We start from the raw sequence: 1,713 nt of genomic DNA on the forward strand, positions 1-1,713 counted from the left end.
GAAATTTTAATTCTTTATCTTCGATTTCTGCCTTGCTGTACTCAAACTCTATCACTGTGTTGAGCGTTTTTCCATCGGCTTTGTAAAATAATGAAATAATTGCTGAAAATGGAAAAGCATGTTCTTCAACCATGCCATAATCATAATATCTAATAACCGCAGAGTTTTTAGAGTTGGTTTCCAGCATTTCTACCCGCTCTAACTTCATGGTACGCTGGTTTACAAAATTTTGAATTGCCACCGAGCCTGATCGTTGCTTAAGCATATAGAAGTTATCATCCTTTGACACTTCGTTTTCCTTTGTTCTTTCTACAATAAGATTACCCATAGCCACCGACTGGATGGCATCAAAGTTTACATCAAAATTGAATTGAGCGCTTAGACTATCATAATCAAAAACGTAATATTCCTTTTTTACGAGATTCATGACTGTGATCGAATCCTGAGTGATCATACAACGTGCTCCCTGAATACCAATAGCTGAAAATGATATCCAAATGGCGCTATCTTTTCTAACCCGCACATTAGCTTTGGCCTTGATATCCAGTTCGTGGTCTTTGTAATTGATTTTGGCTTTACCTGAAAAATATTCGAAATCAACTTCTTGTACATCCAGCTTATTTCTGTCAAGGAAATTCCAGCTTACACCTGATAGATTTTTACTACACGATGACATGAATAAAACCGAAGCGAGGAGGAGTAGGAGAGAATGTCGTCTATTCATAAAGTTTGCGGTCTGAAATTTTCTTGTCTATTAATTCAGCGTTTGGATTGAGTCCTTTAGCTTTTTGCCATTGCTCAACGGCCCCGTCCACATCACCCAGCTTGTATAAGATGTCGCCATAATGTTCATAATGTACGGCACTTACATTACCTGTTTCAAAAGCCTTTTCCATTACTTTTTTTGCCTCCTTATACTTCTCCCTCATAAACAGCACCCAGGCATAAGTATCTATGAATGTAGCATTTTCGGGGTTGTCTTTCACAGTTTTTGCCGACATCTTTTCTGCTTTGTCAAGTTTGTCTTTTCTAAGCGCCAGGTAATAGCTGAAATTGTTGAGAACGGCATAATTTTCAGGATCATAGTCGAGTGCAGCTTCAAATGCCCTGTCAGATTTATCATATTCTTTGGAGCCATTATATGCATCGCCAAGCATAGAATTAAAAGCGCTTACAAGACCTAAATTGCTTGTAGATAGCCTTTTGCCCTGCTCCAGCATCATGCTCGCCTCTTCATAGTTTCTCTTTTGTAGATTGGCGCTGCCATTAAAATAATATAGTGCCCCTTGATTAGGAAATACCTCAAGTGCATTTTCTGATACTACGATTACACTATCGAGTTTATTGAGCTCAAAAAGTATTTGTAATGTATTTTGCCACAACGCAAAGTTAGATTCATCAATCGTAAGTGCCTTTTCGTACGACTTTCTAGCCTCATTTTTCTTTCCTATGGCATAAAGTATGTCACCATATACAGCATGTGCATCAGCTACATCGGGATGCACCTCGGTGAGTTTTTGAGCCAGCGTGAGGCTTAGATCCTGCAAGTCTGCCTTGTTGATAGATGAGCGAAACTCTGCTAGCAACTGAATTTTGCTATCAACATCGAGCGAGGGCTCTTCAAAGGCGATTGATACATTTTTTATAGCGTCTTCAGTGTTGCCCTCTTGCTTTTGTAAATCAGCAAGCACCAGTCTTATCTGAGCACTTTCA

2 protein-coding genes are annotated in these 1,713 nt (G+C 39.1%); both read right to left on the minus strand.

Features of this window, described 5'->3' with window-relative positions; all coding sequences use genetic code 11:
• Window positions 1-724: lipoprotein insertase outer membrane protein LolB1 (gene lolB1 / locus E1176_RS01410; protein WP_155208795.1), on the minus strand; the 724-nt coding region annotated here is incomplete at its 3' end.
• Window positions 717-1,713, minus strand: a 997-nt coding sequence (locus tag E1176_RS01415) for a tetratricopeptide repeat protein (RefSeq protein ID WP_185152533.1), incomplete at its 5' end; no start/stop codon positions are given. The genes lolB1 and E1176_RS01415, both read right to left, overlap by 8 nt.

The sequence above is a fragment of the Fulvivirga aurantia genome (assembly GCF_009711475.1).
GTDB lineage: Bacteria > Bacteroidota > Bacteroidia > Cytophagales > Cyclobacteriaceae > Fulvivirga > Fulvivirga aurantia.